The organism is Gordonia sihwensis NBRC 108236 (assembly GCF_000333035.1).
Classification (GTDB): Bacteria; Actinomycetota; Actinomycetes; order Mycobacteriales; family Mycobacteriaceae; genus Gordonia; species Gordonia sihwensis.
Genome location: NZ_BANU01000003.1, coordinates 20,005 through 37,434, shown reverse-complemented (window position 1 = coordinate 37,434; position 17,430 = coordinate 20,005). Strand labels below are relative to the sequence as shown.

At 69.4% G+C, this 17,430-nt stretch carries 16 protein-coding genes; 1 reads left to right on the top strand and 15 read right to left on the bottom strand.

What is annotated here, in order from left to right:
- Position 1: 1 nt before the first annotated feature.
- The 6 genes from GSI01S_RS02685 to mihF form a co-directional block, all read right to left on the bottom strand.
- Positions 2–2,032 carry a primosomal protein N' gene (locus GSI01S_RS02685; protein ID WP_006894817.1) on the bottom strand — a complete coding sequence of 677 codons (2,031 nt, stop codon included), beginning with the start codon at positions 2,030–2,032 and terminating at the stop codon, positions 2–4.
- Positions 2,033–2,103: 71 nt separating this feature from the next.
- The gene (gene metK, locus GSI01S_RS02680) at positions 2,104–3,318 is read right to left on the bottom strand and encodes a methionine adenosyltransferase (RefSeq protein ID WP_006894816.1); all 1,215 of its coding nucleotides are present in this window, start codon (positions 3,316–3,318) and stop codon (positions 2,104–2,106) included.
- Entirely contained in the window at positions 3,315–4,622 is a 1,308-nt protein-coding gene (coaBC, locus tag GSI01S_RS02675) for a bifunctional phosphopantothenoylcysteine decarboxylase/phosphopantothenate--cysteine ligase CoaBC (RefSeq protein ID WP_006894815.1), read from the bottom strand. The genes metK and coaBC overlap by 4 nt, the downstream gene beginning before the upstream one ends.
- 9 nt (positions 4,623–4,631) lie before the next feature.
- Positions 4,632–4,931: a DNA-directed RNA polymerase subunit omega gene (gene rpoZ / locus GSI01S_RS02670; protein ID WP_006894814.1), complete on the bottom strand. Its 300-nt coding sequence runs from the start codon at positions 4,929–4,931 to the stop codon at positions 4,632–4,634.
- On the bottom strand, positions 4,932–5,552 hold the full coding sequence (gene gmk / locus GSI01S_RS02665) for a guanylate kinase (protein ID WP_006894813.1): 621 nt from the start codon (positions 5,550–5,552) through the stop codon (positions 4,932–4,934).
- A 2-nt stretch (positions 5,553–5,554) separates the two neighbouring features.
- Positions 5,555–5,869 (bottom strand): integration host factor, actinobacterial type, encoded by a 315-nt coding sequence (mihF, locus tag GSI01S_RS02660; RefSeq protein WP_006894812.1) that lies wholly within the window; start codon positions 5,867–5,869, stop codon positions 5,555–5,557.
- Between the two features lie 325 nt (positions 5,870–6,194).
- On the opposite strand from mihF, the gene GSI01S_RS02655 reads away from it, so the two are divergent.
- Positions 6,195–7,262 (top strand): alpha/beta fold hydrolase, encoded by a 1,068-nt coding sequence (locus GSI01S_RS02655; RefSeq protein WP_006894811.1) that lies wholly within the window; start codon positions 6,195–6,197, stop codon positions 7,260–7,262.
- 123 nt (positions 7,263–7,385) lie between these two features.
- On the opposite strand, the gene pyrF is transcribed toward GSI01S_RS02655, so the two are convergent.
- From pyrF to efp, 9 genes are all read right to left on the bottom strand, one after another.
- On the bottom strand, positions 7,386–8,228 hold the full coding sequence (gene pyrF, locus GSI01S_RS02650) for an orotidine-5'-phosphate decarboxylase (protein ID WP_006894810.1): 843 nt from the start codon (positions 8,226–8,228) through the stop codon (positions 7,386–7,388).
- A 13-nt stretch (positions 8,229–8,241) separates the two neighbouring features.
- Positions 8,242–11,571: a carbamoyl-phosphate synthase large subunit gene (gene carB / locus GSI01S_RS02645; protein ID WP_006894809.1), complete on the bottom strand. Its 3,330-nt coding sequence runs from the start codon at positions 11,569–11,571 to the stop codon at positions 8,242–8,244.
- Positions 11,571–12,764, bottom strand: a complete 1,194-nt coding sequence (carA, locus tag GSI01S_RS02640) for a glutamine-hydrolyzing carbamoyl-phosphate synthase small subunit (protein WP_006894808.1) — start codon at positions 12,762–12,764, stop codon at positions 11,571–11,573. The genes carB and carA overlap by 1 nt, the downstream gene beginning before the upstream one ends.
- Complete coding sequence (locus GSI01S_RS02635) at positions 12,764–13,342, bottom strand: PH-like domain-containing protein (protein ID WP_039866783.1); 579 nt, start codon at positions 13,340–13,342, stop codon at positions 12,764–12,766. Before GSI01S_RS02635 ends, carA begins: the two co-directional genes overlap by 1 nt.
- Positions 13,339–14,694 carry a dihydroorotase gene (locus tag GSI01S_RS02630; RefSeq protein ID WP_006894806.1) on the bottom strand — a complete coding sequence of 452 codons (1,356 nt, stop codon included), beginning with the start codon at positions 14,692–14,694 and terminating at the stop codon, positions 13,339–13,341. Before GSI01S_RS02630 ends, GSI01S_RS02635 begins: the two co-directional genes overlap by 4 nt.
- Positions 14,694–15,713, bottom strand: coding sequence for an aspartate carbamoyltransferase catalytic subunit (locus tag GSI01S_RS02625; RefSeq protein ID WP_006894805.1), 1,020 nt, complete (start codon positions 15,711–15,713; stop codon positions 14,694–14,696). The genes GSI01S_RS02630 and GSI01S_RS02625 overlap by 1 nt, the downstream gene beginning before the upstream one ends.
- Positions 15,710–16,273 carry a bifunctional pyr operon transcriptional regulator/uracil phosphoribosyltransferase PyrR gene (pyrR, locus tag GSI01S_RS02620; RefSeq protein WP_006894804.1) on the bottom strand — a complete coding sequence of 188 codons (564 nt, stop codon included), beginning with the start codon at positions 16,271–16,273 and terminating at the stop codon, positions 15,710–15,712. The genes GSI01S_RS02625 and pyrR overlap by 4 nt, the downstream gene beginning before the upstream one ends.
- Before the next feature lie 83 nt (positions 16,274–16,356).
- Complete coding sequence (gene nusB / locus GSI01S_RS02615; RefSeq protein ID WP_006894803.1) at positions 16,357–16,806, bottom strand: transcription antitermination factor NusB; 450 nt, start codon at positions 16,804–16,806, stop codon at positions 16,357–16,359.
- A 49-nt stretch (positions 16,807–16,855) separates the two neighbouring features.
- Positions 16,856–17,422, bottom strand: coding sequence for an elongation factor P (efp, locus tag GSI01S_RS02610; RefSeq protein WP_006894802.1), 567 nt, complete (start codon positions 17,420–17,422; stop codon positions 16,856–16,858).
- Positions 17,423–17,430 lie beyond the last annotated feature (8 nt).

Genomic DNA, 17,430 nt, shown 5'->3' with positions numbered 1-17,430 from the left:
GTCAACCAATCGTAGGGGGATCGACTTGGACCCTGATGCCCGCGGTGTCGTCATGCCGGGCGTTCCGGAGCGCCTGGGCGTTACGCAGTGCCTCGGCCAGTGACCGCCCGGCGCTGCGCGGTGTGCGCAACAGCATGCGATCCACCGGCCCCGACTCGTCCAGGCCGGCGGGACGGCGCACCCCCGCGGGCAGCGGCACCGGCCCCAGCGTCTCGGCCTCCGGCGGCATGGTGAGCAGGTCGAGGAACGCCGACACGGCCGCGGGCGGTCCGTCCACCGACGCCATCGTCACCGCGGGCGGGAACTTCAACTCCAGCCGTTGCCGCAGCTCGGCGGTGGCGAATCCCACCGGATCCCACCGGATGAGCGCCTGTACCGGCAACGCGGCCGCGTCGGCAACCACCACCACGCGGCCGCCCTCGGCACGGGGCCGCACCAGCGTCGCCACCGCCATCCAGGCGCGGACCGCCTCCTCGGCGGCACGCAGATCCTCCCGGTCCAGCTGCGCCCAGGTGTCGAGCAGCACCGCGGCCCCGTAGCCGCCCGGCGCGCGCGGCGCCGCGCCCGGCGTGGCGATCACCACCCGCGGCCCGGCCGGCACCTCGTCCACGATCTTGTCGCCGGAGGAGGTGACGATCGGGACGCCGCGGAAGGCGCGTCCGAGTTCTTCGGCGGTGCGCCGATCCCCGATCATCAACGCGCGCACCGCGGTGCCCGCGCACACCGGACAGACGAAGCGGTTCTCCGGTCGTCCGCACCACCGGCAGGCGAGGTCGCCGCGTTCGCTCATCTGCAGCGGACCGTTGCAGGCTCGGCACCGGGCGTGCGCGCGGCACCGGGCGCACGCCACCGACGGCAGGTAACCGCGCCGAGGCACGCTGAACAGCACCGCCTGGTCGGCGGCGAGGGCTCGCCGGGCCGCGTCGAAGGCGATCGCCGGTATCCGCGCGGTCCGCGCCATCGGATCGCCCGCCACGCGGCGATCCTCGTCGGAGAGTCCGTCGACGCGCGGCATCGCCTCCCGGACCGCGGCCCGCGGGGCGACGACGTCGAACGCCCAGCTCGACTCCACCAATGCCTGCGCGTCGGTGGTGCGGGAGTGTCCGCCGATCAGCAGCGCCGCCCCGCTGCCGTGGGCGCGGAGAACGGCCACCTCGCGCGGGTGCGGATAGGGCGACCGCGGCTCGTCGAGACTGTCGTCCCCGTCGTCGAAGACCACCACCAGGCCGAGATCGACGACGGGTGCGAAGACGGCGCTGCGCGTGCCGATCACCACCCGTGCCCGTCCGCGCAGCGCCGACAGCCAGCGCCGGTACCTCGCGGTGGGACCGAGGCCCGCGGCGAGAGTCACGCAGGCGTCGCCGAGCAGCGGTTCGCACGCCGCTTCGAGACGATCGAGATCCCGCTGGTCGGGCACCACGATCACCACCCCGCGCCCGGATGCCGCGACCGACGCCGCGAGTTCGGCCAGCCGGGCGGCCACGTCCTCGCCGGGCAGCGCCTGCCAGCAGGCGTGCGGATGCCCTCCGGCGACCGCCTGTTCGATGAACGACCGCCCCGAGTCGTAGACGTCCCAGCCGGCTGCGGCCGGCTCGGCGATCGGCCGCGCCACGTCGTGACTGGCCGCCTCCTTCTCCACCCGTGCGTGCCGCGGCGGGATCGCCAGCCGCAGGACGTCGGCCATCGTGCCCGCGTACCGGTCGGCGACCGCACGGCACAGCGCGGCCAGTTCGGGGGTGAGGACGGGTTCGGGCGAGACGACGCGATCGAGCCACGACAGCGCGCCCTCGTGTTCGCTGCGGTCGAGCCGTTCCAAGAGGTAGCCGTCCACCAACCGGCCGGCGAAACGCACACGGACGCGGACGCCCGGCTGGGCGTCCGCGTCCGTCTTGGCGTCCACGAGGTAATCGAAGGGCCGGTCCAGGTGAGCCAGCCCGAGCATCGGCAGCACACGGGCCACCGGTCGCTGCGGTGCGGCGACCCGCTGATTGCGCGGAGGCTTCGCGGCCACGCGCTCGGTCTCGGCTGTCACACGTCGAGATTAGCGATCGCCTGAGACCGCGCCGCGGCGGACCGCTCCCCGACCTGCAGCCTCGCGCACTCTTACAGGCCTGCGGCCTCGCGGAGTGCGGCGACGCGGTCGGTGCGCTCCCACGGCAGATCCACATCGGTCCGGCCGAAGTGTCCGTACGCGGCGGTCGGTGCGTAGATCGGCCGCAGCAGGTCCAGATCGCGGATGATGGCCCCGGGACGAAGGTCGAAGACCTGCGAGATCGCCTTCTGAATGGTGCCGGGGTCCACCTTCTCGGTGTCGAAGGTCTCGACGAACAGACCGACGGGCGCGGCCTTGCCGATGGCGTAGGCCACCTGGACCTCGATGCGGCTGGCCAGGCCCGCCGCAACGGCGTTCTTCGCCACCCAGCGCATCGCGTAGGCGGCGCTGCGGTCGACCTTCGACGGGTCCTTGCCCGAGAACGCACCGCCGCCGTGACGCGCCATGCCGCCGTAGGTGTCGACGATGATCTTGCGGCCGGTGAGACCGGCGTCGCCCATCGGTCCGCCGAGCACGAAGCTGCCGGTGGGGTTCACCAGCAGACGCGGGTCGGAGGTGTCGAGCTTCACCGGGAGGTCGAGTTCGGCGAAGACCGGCTCGAGGACGTGCTTGCGGATGTCGGGGGCGAGCATGCCCTCGATGTCGATGTCGGCGGCGTGCTGCGTGGAGACCACCACGGTGTCGAGACGGACCGGGGTGTCGCCCGCGTACTCGATGGTGACCTGAGTCTTGCCGTCGGGACGCAGGTACGGCAGGACGCCGTCCTTGCGGACCTGGGTCAGCCGGCGCGAGAGCCGGTGGGCCAGCGCGATCGGCAGCGGCATCAGCTCGGGCGTCTCGTCGGTGGCGTAACCGAACATCAGGCCCTGGTCGCCTGCACCCTGCTGGTCGATGTCGTCGTCGTGGGTGCCGGTGCGCTTCTCGTGCGAGTGGGTCAGGCCCTGGGCGATCTCCGGCGACTGCGCGCCGATCGCGATGTTGACGCCGCACGACGTGCCGTCGAAGCCCTTGGTGGACGAGTCGTAGCCGATCTCGAGGATCTTCTCGCGCACGATGGTCGGGATGTCGACGTAGGCGGTGGTGCTGACCTCGCCCGCGACATGCACCTGACCGGTGGTGACCAGGGTCTCCACGGCCACCTTGGCCTTCGGATCCTTCGCGAGCATCGCGTCCAGGATCGAGTCGCTGATCGCGTCACAGATCTTGTCCGGATGACCCTCGGTGACGGATTCGCTCGTGAATAGACGGGACGCTGAGGCGCTCATCGGTTCCTCTCGGGGTTGTGTGTCAATTCGTTGCCGTCTCGTTCGCCGGTGCCGGCGCGCGAGGGCACCTGTCCATCTGGCACGAGAGCGGCCACTTCGTCAAGGATTCTGCTCGCCATCAAAGTTTTTGAGCCGAATGGCAGTCCGGTCTCGCGGCCGTCCGCGGTCAGCAGCCAGCCGGTGTTGTCCTCGGTGCCGAACGCCTTGCCGCCGCCGACGGCGTTGACGACCAGCAGGTCGCAGCCCTTTCTGCGGAGCTTGGCGCGGCCGTGGTCGAGGACTCCGCCGTCGGCGTCACCGGTCTCTGCGGCGAATCCGACGATCACGGTACTCCGGGGAATCCGGCCCTGCGCACGGTCGGCGACCAGGCCGGCGAGAATATCGGGGTTGGTGTCCAAGTGGATGGGAGAGGGTCCGTCGTCGCCCTTCTTGATCTTGGCGCCGGCCACCGCCGTGGGCCGGAAGTCGGCGACGGCGGCCGCCATGATCACCACGTCGGCATCCGCGGCCCGCGTGGTCATCTCCGACTGCATCTCGCGTGCGGAGTCCACGTGAACGATCTCGACCGATGCCGGCTCACCCGGATCCGAGGTGGCGCCGGAGACCAGCGTCACCCGGGCTCCGCGCTGCGAGGCCGCCCGGGCCAGGGCGTACCCCTGTTTGCCGGAACTGTGGTTGCCCAGGTATCGCACCGGGTCGAGAGCCTCGCGGGTGCCGCCGGCGCTGATCACCATGCGCACACCCGACAGGTCGTAGGGCAGAGCGTCGGCGCGGGTCAGCAGGAGATCCCCCAGCGCCGCGATCTCGGCGGGCTCGGGCATGCGCCCGGCACCGCTGTCGGTGCCGGTGAGACGCCCCACGGCCGGAGTCATGACCGTCACGCCGCGACTCCGGAGGGTCGCGACATTGGCGACGGTAGCCGGATGCTCCCACATCTCGGTGTGCATCGCCGGAACGAACAGCACCGGACAGCTCACCGTGAGCAGCGATGCGGTCAGCAGGTCGTCGGCGCGACCCGCGACCGCGCGGGCCATCAGGTCCGCCGTCGCCGGCGCGACGATCACCAGGTCGGCGCGGCGTCCCAGCGCCACATGCGCCACCTCGTCGACGTCGTCGAAGACCTCGGTGCTGACCGGGTTGCCCGACAGCGCCTCGAAGGTGGCGGCCCCGACGAAGTTGAGGGCGGCCCTGGTCGGCATCACTCGGACGTCGTGCCCCGCCTCGGTGTAGTGCCGGATGACCGAACACACCTTGTATGCGGCGATACCGCCGCCCACACCGATCAGGATGTGCGCTTTGGACACCTGTGGGGCCTACTCGCCCTCGGTGTGCTCGAGCAGGTCCGAGTGGATCTCACGCATCGCGATCGAGAGCGGCTTCTCCTGGACGCCCGGCTCCACGAGGGGGCCGACGTACTCGAGGATGCCCTCGGCGAGCTGGTTGTAGTAGTCGTTGATCTGCCGGGCGCGCTTGGCCGCGTAGATCACCAGGGCGTACTTCGACGAGGTGCGCTCGAGCAGTTCGTCGATCGGCGGATTGGTGATACCCAGCGGGGCGTCGTAGACGGGCTCGTCCACAACCACGGTTGATTCGGTCTCGGTCTGAGTGCTCACTCAATTCTCCTGCGAAGTCTCTGCTTGGGTCTGCTCCTCTAACGGCGGCCCAACCAGCAAGTTTACCAATTGTTCGGCGGCCGCGTCGACATCGTCGTTCACCACGACGTGTTGGAACTCCTCGCGGGCGGCCATCTCCGACCGCGCCGTCTCCAGTCGACGGTCGATCACCTCCTGGGATTCAGTGCCGCGGCCGGTCAGCCGCTCCACCAGAGTCTCCCAGCTCGGCGGCGCCAGGAACACCGTCGTCGCCTCCGGCATCGCCGTCACCACGTTGCGGCATCCCACCAGGTCGACCTCCAGCAGCACGGGCGAGCCGGACTCGAGGGCCTCGCGCACCGGAGCCGCGGGTGTTCCCGAACGTTGCAGTCCTCCGTGGATGTCGGCCCATTCGAGGAGTTCGCCGTTCTCGATCATCGAGTCGAACTTCTCTCGGCTCACGAAGTGGTAGTCGTGACCGTCCACCTCACCCGGCCGCGGATCGCGGGTCGTCGCCGACACGCTGAACCACAGATCGGGAACGAGCTCGCGCAGCCGTGCGACGACGGTCGACTTTCCGACAGCCGAGGGGCCGACCAGTACAACCAGTCGGCCCCTCCGTCGGGTGTGCTCCCGGGTCACGCTCAGGAGCTGAACTTCTCGAGAAGCGCCTTGCGCTGGCGGTCACCGAGACCGCGGACACGACGAGTCGGAGCGATCTCCAGCTCGGTCATGATCTCCTGCGCCTTCACCTTGCCCACCTTCGGCAGGGCCTCGAGAAGGGCCGAGACCTTCATCTTGCCGAGGATCTCGTCGTTCTCTGCGTCGGCCAGCACCTGCTGCAGGTTGGTGCCGCCGCTCTTCAGGCGGTTCTTGAGCTCCGCGCGCACCCGGCGAGCGGCAGCCGCCTTCTCGAGCGCTGCAGCGCGCTGCTCATCGGTCAACTGGGGAAGAGCCACGGTTCCTCCGTCTTTCGTGTCTACAGTTCGGTTTGTCCACGCGACGCTATACGAACATCTCGTGTTTTTCCGCTTCGGGGCCGTGCGGCCCCTACGAGCGAATCGGATCCAGCCTAACGCTCGACGCCTTGTCCCATGCAATCGGAGTCCCATGCAATCGGACCAGCACAAACGGTACCCGCTCCGCCGCCGTTTCCGGTGAAGCGCACCGGGCGCGCCCGCACTCGGTGTCGCAGGAGAGCGCCGATCACCTCGGAACCACATCGATCGTCCGGGAACAACACGGCGTGCGACGGCGGATGCGGCACAAGGTACCGTGCCCTCCATGCTCAGTGACCTTCGAACCCTTGCTCGTGTCCTGACCGACGACCTCGCCCCGTCCAGCGCCAGCGAGTCGGTGGTGCTCTCGGAACGTCCGCACGCCAAGCTGATCCGCTTCGGTTCAGCGGACCAACTCCGGGCGGCTCGGGAGTCCGGTCAGGTCCCGGTGCTGCTGGTCCCGCCGCTGGCGGTGCCCGCCCATTGCTACGACCTGGCACCCGGCGCCCAGCCGGGCAACTCGGTGGTCGAGTTCCTGCTCGGCACCGGTACCGTTCCGTACGTCATCGACTTCGGCGACGTGGGCTACGCCGACCGCCGGCTCGGTTTCGAGGACTACTTCGGCACCTTCATCCCCCGCGCGATCGGCGAGGTGATCGACGATTTCCGGGCCGGGCCGGACGCGGTCGACCTCATGGGCTGGAGCCTCGGCGGCACCCTGTCGCTGATGACCGCGGCCGCACAGCGCGACCTGCCGATCCGCTCGGTCATCACCGTCGGCACACCGCTCAACTACCAGAAGATCGAGCCCTATCCCCTGCTCCGGAGGTTGCTCGGCCCCACGCAGGGCAAGCCGGTCACCTATCTGCTCCGCGCGCTGGGCGGCATCCCGTCGATCGCCGTACAACTCGCCTACCGAGCGAGCTCGTGGGATCGCGAACTGCGCAAGCCTCAGTACATCCTGGCGAACCTCCGAGACACCGACGCGCTGGTCCGCATGCAGGTGATCGACCGCTTCCAGAACTCGCTGCCCGGCTACCCGGGAAAGGTCAGCGAGCAGATGCTGGTGAATCTCATCCTGCGCGATGAGATCGCACGCGGCGAACTGCACTTCGGATCGGTCACCGTCGATCTCACGTCCATCACGGCGCCGGTGTTCATGGCCGGCTCGCACCGTGACGCGATCGTCAGCCACGCGGCGGCCGAGCACGGACTGAGCCTGTTCACCGACTCCGTCCACGCCGAGTTCCACACCGTCGAGACCAGCCACCTCGGACTGCTGACCGGGGCCATCGCCGAACAGGAGACCTGGCCCGCGATCGCCGCTTTCCGCGAGGAGATCGGCCGCTACTGAACGGCCCCGAGGCTCCGCGCCATCCGCGAAACCCGCAGACCCCGCACAGCCGCGATGTTCGACGACGGAACCCCCGTCCGGGACGGGGGTTCCGTCGTCGAGTGTCGCGTCAGTGGTGAGCGGCTACCGCAGCGCCGCCTCGACCTCGTCTCGGGTCGCGGACGCCGCAGTCGCGAGGGCCGCCGGATCGGGTCCCGCGCGCAGGATGCTGCGGCTGGCCGCCGGCAGCAGCCACGACGGATCCGAACCGTCGAAGATCCGGGCCAAATCGGCCGCGGTGGCGCCCTGGGCGCCCAATCCCGGCGACAGCACGGGACCGGCCAGACGGCTCAGATCCAATCCGTGTTCGCGTGTCGCGCCGACCACCACGCCGACCGTTCCGGAGCCATCGGCGTTCACCTCCGCGGCGGCGTCGACGATCGACTGTCCGACGGTCCGACCGCCGGCGTCGGCCGTCTGCACCGAGCCGCCCTCGGGATTGGAGGTGCGGGCGAGGGCGAAGACGCCGCGCGCGGTGGTCCGCGCCTTGTGAACAGCCGGTTCGAGCGATCCGAAACCCAGGTACGGCGAGAGGGTCACCGCATCGGAGCACAGGGGCGACGCGTCGTTGAGCCATGCCGCGGTGTACGCCGCCATGGTGGAGCCGATGTCGCCGCGCTTGGCGTCGGCGAGGACCACCGCCCCCGCCTCTCGGCAGCCGGCGATCACATCCTCCAGGACCGCGAAGCCCGCGGCGCCGAAGACCTCGAAGAAGGCGACCTGCGGTTTGATGACGGCGGCGGTGGGACCGAGGCCCTCGACGCAGGCGTCGGCGAAGGCGCGCAGCCCGTCGACGGTCACCGGCAGACCCCACTGCTCGAGCAGCGCCGCGTGCGGGTCGATTCCCGCGCACAGCCGTCCGCGCTCGGCGACGACCGCCCGGTATCGCGCCGCGAAACCGGACGATCGTGCCGTCGCCTCTATCACTTGACAGCTTCCATCACTTGCCCGCCTGCATCTCCGCGTGGCGGCGCTGCAGTGATCGCACGCTCATCGTGGCGTTCAGCGTCGCCTCGATGCCGAGCACCGCGGCGCCCGCACCCTGCACGGTGGTGATGAACGGCACCGTCGCGGCGATCGCGGCGGCACGGATCTCGTACCCGTCGACGCGCGGTCCGGCGGTGCCGAACGGCGTGTTGATGATGAGGTCCACCTTGCGCTCTCTGATGGCGTCGATGACGGTCCGCTCACCCTCCTTGGCCTCGAAGTACTTGCGCACGGTCTCCACCTGGATACCGTTGCGGCGCAGCACGTCCGCGGTACCGCCGGTGGCGAGAACGGTGAAGCCCAGGTCGGCGAGGCGCTTCATCGGGGAGATGATCGAGGCCTTGTCGCGATCGGCCACCGACACGAAGACCGTGCCCGAGCGAGGGAGCGCTCCCCCGGCCGCCTCCTGCGACTTGGCGAAGGCGCGGCCGAAATCGTCGTCGAGTCCCATGACCTCACCGGTCGACTTCATCTCGGGACTCAGCAGCGAGTCGACGCCGGTCCCGTCCTCCCGCCGGAAGCGGTTGAACGGCAGCACGGCCTCCTTGACCGCCACCGGGGCGTTCGCCGGGGTGACCGAACCGTCGCCCTCCGCGGGCAGGATGCCCTGGGTGCGCAGTTCGGCGATCGACATGCCCAGCATGACTCGCGCGCACGCCTTCGCCAGCGGCACCGCGGTGGCCTTCGAGACGAAGGGCACCGTGCGGCTCGCCCGCGGGTTGGCCTCGAGCACGTACAGCACGTCGCCGGCGAGCGCGTACTGAACGTTCATCAGGCCGCGCACGCCCAGACCCCTGGCCAGCGCCGCGGTCGAGGTCCGCACCCGCTCCACCACATCGGCGCCGAGCGTGATCGGGGGCAGCGCGCACGCCGAGTCGCCTGAGTGGATGCCGGCCTCCTCGATGTGCTCCATGATGCCGCCGATGTAGACCTCGTCACCGTCGCACAGCGCGTCGACGTCGATCTCGACAGCGCCCTCCAGGAACCGGTCGACGAGCACCGGGCGGTCGTCGGAGATCTCGGTGGCGTTCGCGATGTAGTCGGCCAGCCCCTGCTCGTCGTAGACGATCTGCATGCCGCGGCCGCCGAGCACGTACGACGGGCGGACCAGCACCGGGTAGCCGATTCCGGCCGCGATGTCCTTGGCGCCCTCGAAGGTGGTGGCGGTCCCGAACTGCGGTGCGGGCAGGCCCGCCTCGACGAGCACCTTGCCGAACTCGCCGCGGTCCTCCGCCAGATCGATGGCGGCCGGGCTGGTGCCGACGATCGGCACGCCCGCGGCCTCGAGCCGTGCGGCGAGCCCCAGCGGAGTCTGCCCGCCGAGTTGGACGATGACGCCCGCGACGGTGCCCGACTGCGATTCGGCGTGGTACACCTCCAGGACGTCCTCGAAGGTCAGCGGCTCGAAGTACAGGCGGTCGGCGGTGTCGTAGTCGGTGGAGACCGTCTCCGGGTTGCAGTTCACCATGACCGTCTCGTAGCCGGCCTCCGACAGCGTGAGCGCGGCGTGGACGCAGGAGTAGTCGAACTCGATGCCCTGGCCGATTCGGTTGGGTCCCGAGCCCAGGATCAGCACCTTGGGCCGTTCGGTCTGCGCGGCGATCTCGGTGGTCGCCGCCGGATCGAGCTCGTAGGAGCTGTAGTGGTACGGGGTCTTCGCTTCGAACTCGGCGGCGCACGTGTCGACCGTCTTGTAGACCGGGCGCACGCCCATGCCCGTCCGCAGTTCGCGGATCGCGTCCTCGTCGGTACCGCGGAGGACTGCGATCTGGCGGTCCGAGAGTCCGTTGCTCTTGGCGACCCGCAGGGTGAACTCGTCGAGGCTCTCGGCGTCGCGGACCTCGTGACCGATCTGTCGGATGCCGTCGATCTCGGCCAGGAACCACGGGTCGATCGAGGTCGCCTCGTAGATCCGGTCGATGCCGACGCCCGCCTCCAGCAGCAGCATGATCTTGTACATGCGGCCGTCCCTGCCGACCGACACCTCCGACAGCAGCGCCTCGGTGTCGATGGTCGCCGGGTCGGGCCGGTCGGCCTCGGTCCAGAAGCCCGCCGCCTTGGTCTCCAGTGATCGCATCACCTTGCCGAAGGCCTCGGCGAAACTGCGGCCCAGGCTCATCGCCTCGCCCACCGACTTCATCGTGGTGGTCAGCGTGTCGTCGGCGCCCGGGAACTTCTCGAACGCGAAACGCGGAGCCTTGACGACCACGTAGTCGAGCGCCGGCTCGAAGCACGCGGGCGTGACCCGGGTGATGTCGTTCATGATCTCGTCGAGCGAGTAGCCGATGGCCAGCTTGGCCGCCATCTTGGCGATCGGGTAGCCGGTCGCCTTCGACGCCAGCGCCGACGAGCGCGACACTCGCGGGTTCATCTCGATGACCACCAGTCGGCCGTCGCGCGGGTTCTGGGCGAACTGGATGTTGCAACCGCCGGTGTCGACGCCCACCTTGCGGAGGATGGCGATCGACTGATCGCGCATGATCTGGTACTCGCGGTCGGTCAGCGTCATCGCGGGTGCGACGGTGATCGAGTCGCCGGTGTGCACACCGACCGGATCGACGTTCTCGATCGAGCAGATCACGACGACGTTGTCCTTGTTGTCGCGCATCAGCTCGAGCTCGTACTCCTTCCAGCCGAGGATGGACTCCTCGATCAGGACGTTCGCCGTGGGCGAGGCCGCCAGGCCGCCGCCGGCGATCCGGTCCAGATCGGCTTCGTCGTAGGCCATGCCGGAGCCGAGTCCGCCCATGGTGAACGACGGCCGCACCACCACCGGGTAGCCGAGCTCCTCGACGGTCGCGTGCACCTCCTCCATGGTGTGGCAGACCCGCGAGCGGGCGCTCTCGCCACCGATCTCGGTGACGATGTCCTTGAACATCTGGCGGTCCTCGCCGCGCTGGATGGCGTCGAAGTCGGCGCCGATCAGCTCGATGTCGTGTTTGGCGAGAATGCCCTTCTCATGCAGGCCGACCGCCGCGTTGAGCGCGGTCTGACCGCCCAGGGTCGCGAGCACGGCGTCGATCGGGTGGCCGCCGGCGGCTTCGGTCTCGATGACCTTCTCGATGTACTCCGGAGTGATCGGCTCCACGTACGTGGCGTCGGCGAACTCGGGATCGGTCATGATCGTGGCCGGATTGGAGTTGACCAGCGACACGCGCAGGCCCTCGGCCTTGAGCACCCGGCAGGCCTGGGTGCCCGAGTAGTCGAACTCGCAGGCCTGGCCGATGACGATCGGGCCGGACCCGATCACCAGAACGTGGGAGATGTCTGTACGGCGAGGCATTACGCGCGGGTTCCTTTCATGGCGGAGTTCTCCATCACGTTGACGAACTTGTCGAAGAGATTGGCGGCGTCGTGCGGTCCGGACGCGGCCTCCGGGTGGTACTGCACGGAGAACGCCTGGCCGGACAGCAGCTCCACACCCTCCACGACGCCGTCGTTGGCGCAGACGTGGGAGACGCGGGCACGGCCGAGGTCGGTGTCGAACTCCTCGCCCGCTTCGCCCTCGAGGGCGAAGCCGTGGTTCTGCGAAGTGATGGCGACCCGGCCGGTGGTGGTGTCGAGGACCGGGATGTTGATGCCCCGGTGACCGAACTTGAGTTTGTAGGTACTGCGGCCGAAGGCCCGTCCCAGGATCTGGTTGCCGAAGCAGATGCCGAACGTCGGCAGTCCCGCGTCGATCACCTCGCTGGTCAGCGCGACGGCCGCGTCGGCGGTCGCCGGGTCGCCCGGCCCGTTCGACAGGAAGAAACCGTCCGGGTTCAGAGCGCGGATGTCGGCGTAGGTGGCGTCTGACGGGAGCACGTGCACCTCCACTCCGCGGGCGGCCAGCATGCGCGGGGTGTTGGCCTTGATGCCCATGTCGAGCGCGGCGACGGTGAACTTCGCCTCCCCGCCGGCCGCCTCGACGATGTACGGCTCGGACGTGCTGACCTGCGCCGCGAGATCGGCACCGGCCATCGACGGCTGGGCGCGGACCGCGTCGAGCATCTCCTCGGTGCTGCCGATCGCATCGCCGGAGAAGATCCCGGCGCGCATCGATCCGCTGTCCCGGAGCACGCGCACCAGTGCGCGGGTGTCGATGCCCGCGATGCCGACCACTCCCTGACCGATCAGCTCGTCTTCGAGCGACGAGCCGGCTCGCCAGTTGGAGACGCGTCGCGTGGGGTTGCGGACCGCGTATCCGGCAACCCAGATCTTCCCCGGATCCTGGTGGTCGATGAAGTCCGCCGACCACCGGACCGACGAACGCTTGCCGAGCAGGCTCTCACTGTCCTCGGTGTTCCAGCCGGTGTTACCGATCTGCGGCGCCGTCGCGACGACGATCTGCCGGTGGTAACTCGGGTCGGTCAACGTCTCCTGGTATCCGGTCATCGCGGTGCAGAAGACCGCTTCGCCCAGAGTGCGTCCCGTGGCGCCGAACGCCTGACCGGTGAAAACCTGGCCGTTCTCCAGCACCATCACCGCTTTGTTCATCACTTGTCTCTCTTCTTCGTCTTCTTGGTGCCAGATTCATGTTCGTCCGTGAGTTCGAGCTCGCGGAAAGCCTTCTCGGTGATCTCCTCGTAGGCCGCCACCCACTCCGGATAGACCGACTTGTCGTCGGCGCGCAGCCCGGAGTCCACCTGGATCCCCGTCGGCAGCGCCCAGCGGATCACCAGCACACCGTCGCGGCTCATCGCCTTGCCCGCGAGCCCGCGTTCGGTGCGGACCGCCACGATCGACTCCTCGGGGATCCAGATCTGCGAGGCGCCCGAGCGCTCGATGAGCAATCCGGCCGGGAACGCCGACAGCTGAGCGTTGGCGCGGTCTCCGAAGTCGCCGACCGCGATGCGGTTCTGCCAGCTCGGCGCCATCGTGCTGCCGAGGTACAGGCCGGTGTGCGGGCCGCGGATGAGCTCTCCCGGGTCGGCGGGCGCCACCGGCAGTTCTCCGACGCTCTCCGCCTGCCTGCGGCCCCGGTTGCGCCAGCCGCGCACCACCATCGCCACCAGCGTCAGCCACACCGCGAGGGCGACGACGGTGACCACCACGTAGTACAGGACCTCGTTCACCGCCACTCACCCGCCGTCTCGCCGAACGCCGGGTCAAAGACCGTGTCGTCGAGCGCCGCGGGTCCCCGCGCCGCCGTGACCCGACCGCGCAGGACCGTCGCCTGCACGACGCCCGGCAGCCGCATCGACTCGTAGGGGGTGTTGCCGGACTTGCTGGCCAGTGTCTGGCCGCGGACCTCCCACGAACCGTCCGGATCGATGATCGTCAGATTCGCCGGCTCACCGACGGCGATCGGCCGCCCCTGGTCGTCGAGGCCGACGATCTGCGCCGGCCGTTCGCTCATCACTCGCGCGACGCCGCGCCAGTCGAGCAGTCCGGGCCGGACCATCGTCTCCACCACGATCGACAGCGCCGTCTCCAGACCCAGCATCCCCGGTCGCGCCTGCGAGAACTCGCAGCACTTCTCCTGCGCCGCATGCGGTGCGTGGTCGGTGGCGACGCAGTCGATGATCCCGTCGGCGAGTGCCGCCCGCAACGCCGTCTTGTCGGTCTCCTCGCGCAGCGGCGGGTTGACGCGGTTGACGCCGTCGTAGGTCTCCAGCCGCGAGTCGTCCAGCAGCAGGTGGTGCGGAGTGACCTCCGCGGTGATCTCGATCCCCTGGCCGCGGGCCCAGCGGATCAGCTCGACCGTGCCCGCCGTGGACGCGTGCGCGATGTGCACCCGGGCCCCGGCATCGCGCGCCAGCAGCGCGTCGCGCGCGACGATCGACTCCTCGGCGGCACGCGGCCAGCCGGTCAGACCCAGCCGCGCGGCGGTCGGACCGTCGTGCGCGACGGCTCCCACAGTCAGCCGCGGATCCTCGGAGTGCTGCGAGATCAACACTCCGAGCCCCTTCGAGTACTCGAGCGCCCTCTTCATGATGACCGGATCGTGCACGCACTTCCCGTCGTCGCTGAACAGCTTCACCGCAGCGTCGCCGTCGGCCATCATGCCCATCTCGGCGAGTTGCTCGCCGGCGAGTCCGACGGTGACCGCACCCACCGGGTGCACGTCCACCAGACCGATCTCCCGGCCGAGGCGCCACACGTGATCGGTGATCGAGGCGTTGTCGGCCACCGGGTCCGTGTTCGCCATCGCGAAGACCGCCGTGTAGCCGCCGCGCGCCGCCGCTCGCGAGCCCGATTCGACGGTCTCGGTGTCCTCGCGGCCGGGCTGGCGCAGATGCGTGTGCAGATCGACGAAGCCGGGAAGCAGTACGCCGCCTCCGCCGTCGATCGTGTCCGCCCCCTCGGGAGCCGGCAGGCCGGCGCCGATCGCGGTGATCTCGCCGTCGACGACGGCGACATCCACCGGGTCGCCGTCACCGTAGGGCCGGACGTTGGTGATCAGGACCGAACCGGTGACGGACACTACTTCACTCCTCGGGAATCGTCGGGGGCGCTGCTGTCGGGTGTTCTGCTGTCGGGTCCGCCGATGGACTCCTCGGCTCCCGCGATGAGGCGGAACAGCACCGCCATGCGGACGTGGACGCCGTTGCGGACCTGTTCGAGGACGGTGGCCTGCGGGGTGTCGGCGACGTTGAAGCCGATCTCCATGCCGCGCAGCATCGGGCCTGGATGCAGCACCACGGCGTCGTCGCGCAGCATCGCCATGCGGGTGTCCGAGAGCCCGTAGCGCACCGCGTACTCGCGCGCGCTCGGGAAGAATCCGCCGTTCATGCGTTCGGCCTGGACCCGGAGCATCATCACCGCGTCCGCGGCCGGAAGCTCGGCGTCCAGATCGGTGGCGACCCGGACCGGCCACGTCTGCACGCCCGTCGGCAGCAGGGTCGGCGGTGCCACGAGGACCACCTCGGCACCGAGGGTCGCGAGCAGCCGGGCGTTCGACCGCGCCACGCGCGAGTGCAGGATGTCGCCGACGATCGCCACGCGGCGACCTTCGAAACCGCCCAGACGCTGGCGAATCGTGTAGGCGTCGAGGAGCGCCTGCGTGGGGTGTTCATGCGTGCCATCGCCGGCGTTGATGACCGACGGGCCGGTGGTCGGCAGGCCGGTGACATCGCTGCCGTCGTTGGTCCACCGCGCCACCTGGGCGGCCGCGCCGGATGCCGGGTGCCGCACCACCAGGGCGTCCGCGCCGAGGGCGCGCAGCGTCTTGGCGGTGTCGCGCAGCGACTCGCCCTTGTTGACCGACGAACTCGATGCGCTGACGTTGATCGCATCGGCGCTCATCCACTTGGCGGCGACCTCGAACGAGACGCGGGTGCGCGTCGAGTTCTCGTAGAAGACGGTCATCACCGTCCGGCCGCGGAGGGTGGGGAGTTTGCGGACCTCACGGCCGGCGAGCGCCTGCTCGAACCGCTGGGCCTCGTCGAGGATGTCGAGCGCGTCGCCGCGGGACAGGTCGGCGGCGGAGAGCAGGTGCTTCATCGGAGCACCACCTCGTCGATCCCGTCGTGCTCCACCAGGTGGACTTCGACGTCCTCGTCCCGGGAGGTCGGGACGTTCTTGCCGACGTAGTCGGCGCGCAGGGGCAACTCCCGGTGGCCGCGATCGACCAGCACCGCGAGTTGCACCGCGGACGGACGGCCGAGATCGCGCAGCGCGTCGAGCGCGGCGCGCACGGTGCGGCCGGAGAAGAGGACGTCGTCGACGAGGATCACCAGCGCGCCGTCGACGCCGCCCTCGGGGACGAGCGTCCGTTCGAGCGGGCGATGGGGCTTGTCGCGAAGGTCGTCGCGGTAGAGCGTGATGTCGAGGTAGCCGGTCGGCACCCGGACGCCGGAGAACTCGGCGATCCGCTCGGCCAGCCGCACTGCCAGCGAGGTGCCCCGCGTGGGGATACCGATGAGCAGGACCCGACGGGCGTCGGGAGCGTCCAGAGCGGTCTTCTCGATCACTTGATGTGCCATGCGTGCCACCGTGCGCCCGACGTCAGAAGCGTCGAGTAACACACGCTGAGGGCGCGCACGATCGACCGGCGGAGCCAAGTCGACCTCCTTCTCCGCCTCACTGGACGGGTCGTTAAAGGAAATTCTCTTGTCGAGCCAGAACTTGCTCTCGAGCAGCCAGTCTACTCCGCCGAGGCCGCCGCCCTGACCTGAGGGGCCAGTTCGGCGACCTTGCCGAGGACGCCGTTGACGAACGACGGGGAATCGTCCGTCGAGAGCTCCTTGGCGAGCTCGACGGCCTCGTCGAGCACGACGTCGATGTCGACGTCGGTCGCGTACAGCAGCTCCCAGACGGCCAGCCGCAGAATGGCGCGGTCGACCGCCGGGAGCCGGTGCAGCTTCCAGTTCTCCAGATGCGACTCGATCACGGCGTCCACCTGGGAGGCGTCCGTGGTGACACCCTCGACGACGCGCACGGTGTACTCGTACATCGTTCCGACGCTGTCGTCGGTGGGGTAGATCTCGCGCCGCTCAGCGATCAGCTGGGTGGCCTTCACGCCCTTGGCTTCCGCCTCGAACAGAAGGTCCACCGCGCGCTTGCGCGCCTTGTGGCGGGTACCGGGTTTCTTCACGTGAGTCGCAGTGCCTGTCTTGCTCGGGGAACGTCGGTGGTGCGGTGTGTCAGCTGTTGACGCGGCCGAGGTAGCTGCCGTCGCGGGAATCGATCTTCAGCTTGTCGCCGGTGTTGATGAACAGCGGCACCTGGACCTCGGCGCCGGTCTCCAGCGTGGCGGGCTTGGAGCCGCCGGTGGATCGATCGCCCTGCAGACCCGGGTCGGTGTGCTGGACCTCGAGTTCGACGGTGACCGGGAGCTCCACCGACAGCGGCGCGCCCTCGTGGGTCGAGACCTGGACGGTCATGTTCTCCAGCAGGAAGCGCGCACCGTCGCCGATGACCTCGGGGGCGATGGTGATCTGGTCGAAGGTCTCGCCGTCCATGAAGACGTAGTCGGTGCCGTCGTTGTACAGGTAGGTCATGTCGCGACGGTCGACGGTCGCCGTCTCCACCTTGACTCCGGCGTTGAAGGTCTTGTCGACGATCTTGCCCGACAGGACGTTCTTGATCTTGGTGCGCACGAACGCGGGGCCCTTGCCCGGCTTCACGTGCTGGAACTCCAGAATCTGCCAGAGCTGGTCGCCCTCCATCTTGAGGACGAGGCCGTTCTTGAAGTCGGCGGTCGACGCCATATGTGTTG

What these genes read in the sequence shown, in the direction of transcription:
- GSI01S_RS02625 (WP_006894805.1), bottom strand. Translation starts at nt 15,713, where the DNA reads ATGAAGCACCTGCTCTCCGCCGCCGACCTGTCCCGCGGCGACGCGCTC.
- carA (WP_006894808.1), bottom strand. Translation starts at nt 12,764, where the DNA reads ATGAACAAAGCGGTGATGGTGCTGGAGAACGGCCAGGTTTTCACCGGT.
- metK (WP_006894816.1), bottom strand. Translation starts at nt 3,318, where the DNA reads ATGAGCGCCTCAGCGTCCCGTCTATTCACGAGCGAATCCGTCACCGAG.
- carB (WP_006894809.1), bottom strand. Translation starts at nt 11,571, where the DNA reads ATGCCTCGCCGTACAGACATCTCCCACGTTCTGGTGATCGGGTCCGGC.
- efp (WP_006894802.1), bottom strand. Translation starts at nt 17,422, where the DNA reads ATGGCGTCGACCGCCGACTTCAAGAACGGCCTCGTCCTCAAGATGGAG.
- GSI01S_RS02655 (WP_006894811.1), top strand. Translation starts at nt 6,195, where the DNA reads ATGCTCAGTGACCTTCGAACCCTTGCTCGTGTCCTGACCGACGACCTC.